Raw genomic sequence first — 4,036 nt, 5'->3', positions numbered from 1 at the left:
TTCACCCCATCCCCATTCGGCGAAAACGCACTCGGCACATCAAACAACGGATTGATCAACGCCTCCACCGCCTGGCAACTCGTGTCCTCACATCCCCACTCATTGGCTACCCGTAAACATGCCTCATACACCCCCGTCTTCGGATATATATGACTCGCATTATACGTCGTGTCTCCCGTCCCATCCCCAAACTCCCACCACCACCTCACCGCTCCCTGGCTCTGGTTGGTGAACACCTCCGCCACATTCTCCTGCGGCGGCACCGGACTCACCACAAACGACGACACCGGCCTCCCATACACCCGTATCGTATCTACCACCGTATCCGTCCGGTTGCACGTCGTACTGTCGTTGGCTACCAATCGCACCACATACACCCCAGCCTTGCTGTACTCATGTACCGGATTCACCTCCGTGCTCGTCGTCCCATCCCCAAAATCCCACTCAAAACTACTACCCCCCAAACTCGTGTTCTCAAACTCCGCCTCATAAGGTATGCACCCTACACTGTCCACCTCAAATCCTGCCTTCACATTCGAGGCTACCCGCAACACCACCACACTATCGGCCGGCGCATTGCAAAAACTCGTGTCCACCAACCGCAACATCACCCGGTATACCCCCGGACCCCCATACCCATGCTCCACCGTGTCCAACCCTGCCTCCACCGGCGGCGTCCCATCCCCAAAATCCCATACAAACGAACTGCCCGTAAAACCACCCCCTCCCAACGCTACACTCGTGTTGATGAACCGATACCGATAGCTCGTGCACGGCCCTACCTTCTCCACCCGAAAACCAATCTCGGCCGGATTATCCCCTACCTTCACCCACATGTACCCCGTGTCGGCTATGTTGCAACTCGCCGAATCTATCCCCACCACCATCACCCGGTACTGTCCTACCGCATTATACGTATGCTGCTGGCTGGACGCACTCGTCTTCACCGGCGGCGTCCCATCCCCAAAATCCCACACGTATTGCTTGGCTAACCCAGCCGTGTCGCTGATCTCCACCGTAAACGGCACACACCCGCTCGTGTCCCCATTCAAAGCCTTCAACCCAACATGTACCCCACTCAAATTAAACGCTATCTTCAACGCTACCTCATTGCACATGGCTCCCTGATAGGGATTGCCCGGGCGCAAGGTAGGATTCGATGGCGACCAAACGCCGGGGGTGGTCGGGAAAATGGCTCCTCCACCACAATTGGCACAAATAGCCTGGTAAATGATGCCGTTCGGATCAAAGCGGCTGGTACCACCATCCACATGATCGGTACACCCTCCGCTTTGGCCGAAATAGCTGCCATACAGGATGGCTGTAGCATCGCGTTTCAGCACAAAAAAATAAAAATCCCGGCCATCGGTAGTTTTTTTAATCGCATCGTTGGTGATAGGCATGCCGTTGGTCCCGGCAATTTCATAATATTGGTTATTATAGCACACCCCGCCACCCCAGCCGGATACGTACACATTCTCACAGCGATCCACTAAAAAAGCTACTGGCGATATATTGGGCACAGTAGCATTGGTGCTACCGAAAGTCGTAGAATACACATATCCGCTCAAATCAGGCTTGAGCTTGGCAATAAACTGTTTGGCCCCCTGGTTAAAATAAGTGGCGTTGATCACCGGCCAGTTACCCGTAGTGGTGCCACATACATATACAAAGCCATTCCGGTCGAGTGCAATCCCGTATATCTCGTCGGCGCCACCCGTGCCCAGGTAAGTCAGGCGCATCAACCTGGAACCGTCGTTGGTGATTTCGGCAATAAATCCATCGGCATCGCCTCCTTGAAAGCTGTTTTGAATCACGCCTGCCGGGTTAGCAGCCAAACGTTCCAGATTGGTGCTGGCCGTAGCCCCAGCTACGTAAAGATTGTCCTGGGCATCTAATTTCAAGACAAAGGCTGCATCATCGGCATTCCCACCTAAAAAGCTGCTCCAGACTACCCCCGACAGATCGGGTTTTAGCTTAATGACCACCCCATCTTGCTGGTAATAACTAGCCGTAGCCCCCCGGCCCCGTGTTGATATACCATTGCTGGCATCGCCTTTAACAGGCTGGAATACACCCGGCGTAACCGGAAAATCGGGCGACTGGGTACTGCTGGCCAGATACACATACCCGGCCTGATCGACGATTACTTCGCTGCGCCCATCATCCCCATAATTCCGCAGCAAACCCACAGTACCCACAGATCGGTTGGAAGTGATATTCACCCCATCATCATTTCGACCACCAATCCGGATCGATCCCACCAATGCCGTTCCGGCAGGGTTTAATTCTGTGACTACAATATCCCATCCCCCCTGAGGCCCCAGTACATTGCCCTTAGGATAAATTGGATAGTTGGGCGAATTGGTCCTTCCCGCTATAATTAAATTGCCCTGGCTGTTCACCACCAGGCTATGCGGCTGCTCATTACCCGAACCACCTATATAAGTGGAATACAGCAATTTTTTCCCGTCCGGACTAAACTTGCTGATGCCCATGTCGAAACCATAGGTATTCCCTTCATAGGAAGTACCCCCACCAAATGTGGCCTGAAAAGGCCCCGGATTGGCGGGTAGTGCAGGATAACCCTGGCCAAACACAATGCCCCCTACATACATATTCCCCTGCGCATCATAGGTAGCTGTATATCCCCAATTATCAGCCCTCGAACCTGTGAAAGAAGAAAAGACAATGGTGGGGTCGATAATCAAAGGATAATGTCGGTTCCATTCTTCCGGATGCGGAAAATGGAATTGCACCTGGTTGCCTTTGATTTTAAATTTACAGGTGATGGTTCGTTTTTCATTGCCAACAAATTGATAAGCATAAGGCGTTTGTTCCTCAATCTGCCCGTAACGGGTGTAAATAACCAGGCGGTTTTTTTTGATCTCAATCTTATCCACACCCTGATACGACATCACGACCTGATCGGGATTTCCGCCAGGATACACAATCACGTCGTAGGTTAGGCGGGAAGCAGAAGAAAACATTCGGACATCTACATGGGGATAGATTTGCTTGTAAGTAACGGCTTCAAAGGCCTGCACATGGGTAGCCCAGCGGGCGGGGTCGTTGCCAATGAAATAATTGTAATAAGCCGCGCTGGGATGATCGGCAACTATATCCGGGTGGGGTTGGCTGCCTTCAAAATGCACGGTGTACATTTGCCCACGAACTGCCCAACCTGCAATCGTCGAGCGAGTCTGCCTGGTTGTGGCATAGTTGGCCAATCCCGTCTGGACTGCTTCATCCGGATGGTAATCTTGTGCAATAGCCTCTATATCCTCTGGATTCAAAACCGTGACTGCAAAACCGTTGGATTGGAGAAACAACTGTCCATTACCCGGTAAATCAGCCCGGTACAAAATATGACTATCCCATTGTCCTTGATTTCTGATGAAAAGCAGAGAAGGAAAAGCTGATGTGGATGGGGTGGCTTGTTGTACTTCCACCGAATCGCCACGTGGAGCAATGAAGGAAGCCTGCCCATAAAGCCATCCATGGCATACGATGAACAGCAACATCCCTATTGCTATCCGATAATAACCGGGCTCGTGAAAGTACCGGAATGTGCGCACTTCACCTCCATCCAGACGTGAAGCCAGCAGGTTCCCGTCCGAAACAGGTAAAGTATCAGCTGTTGCATGTGTCATCGTAGCCTTGCTCCATTGTTTAAATTTACGATTTTCAAGCCTGTTAAGGTGAATTGATTACACGTCTTTAACAGGATTTTTTCACCGGCCGCCTACCGTAATAACGTCACACTGCCGGTTTTCGTTGTCTGCCTGCCATCGGTGAACTGGATATGGATCACATAGGCATAGGCATCCATCGGCTGCGGCTTGCCCCTGTATGTCCCATCCCATCCCTGATTCACATCCCGACTCTCATACACCTTCTGCCCCCACCGATTGTATATCTCCATCTCAAACCGCTCTATCCCAAATCCCCGCACCCGAAACACATCGTTCACCCCATCCCCATTCGGCGAAAACGCACTCGGCACATCAAACAACGGATTGATCAACGCCTCCAC

At 51.9% G+C, this 4,036-nt stretch carries 2 protein-coding genes; both read right to left on the bottom strand.

Translation table 11 applies throughout. From position 1 onward, the window contains the following. Positions 1 to 3,653, bottom strand: a 3,653-nt coding sequence (locus BM367_RS12065; protein WP_092461059.1) for a DUF7948 domain-containing protein, incomplete at its 3' end; no start/stop codon positions are given. Positions 3,654 to 3,745: 92 nt separating this feature from the next. Then, positions 3,746 to 4,036 (bottom strand): T9SS type B sorting domain-containing protein (locus tag BM367_RS12060; protein ID WP_177224242.1); only part of this gene is annotated, 291 nt, incomplete at its 5' end.

It is taken from the genome of Thermoflavifilum thermophilum (assembly GCF_900116565.1).
Lineage (GTDB): Bacteria > Bacteroidota > Bacteroidia > Chitinophagales > Chitinophagaceae > Thermoflavifilum > Thermoflavifilum thermophilum.
This window is presented reverse-complemented; position numbering and strand designations above follow the sequence as displayed.